1 protein-coding gene is annotated in these 245 nt (G+C 62.9%); it reads right to left on the minus strand.

Translation table 11 applies throughout. The features are described 5' to 3' along the window. Positions 1-245: LLM class flavin-dependent oxidoreductase (locus tag J5M56_RS26195; RefSeq protein WP_207938213.1), on the minus strand; the 245-nt coding region annotated here is incomplete at both ends.

The following is a 245-nucleotide window of genomic DNA, read 5'->3' on the forward strand; positions in this document are numbered from 1 at the left end:
GGACATGTTCCTGGGCCCGGGCATAGCGGGTATCGTAGTCGTAGTGCTCGTCCAACCCATAATTGCCCGCAGTGCCAGCATCGCCGCTGGTGACCACGTTCCAGCCGGCGCGGCCTTTGCTGATCAGATCCAGCGAGGCGAACTGGCGGGCCACCTGAAAAGGCTCGGTGTAGCTGACGGTGACCGTGGCCACCAGGCCGATGTGGGAGGTAACAGCTGCCAGCGCTGAAAGTATCGTTAGCGGC

This window comes from Pseudomonas sp. 51_B (genome assembly GCF_017491595.1).
GTDB classification, from domain to species: domain Bacteria; phylum Pseudomonadota; class Gammaproteobacteria; order Pseudomonadales; family Pseudomonadaceae; genus Aquipseudomonas; species Aquipseudomonas promysalinigenes.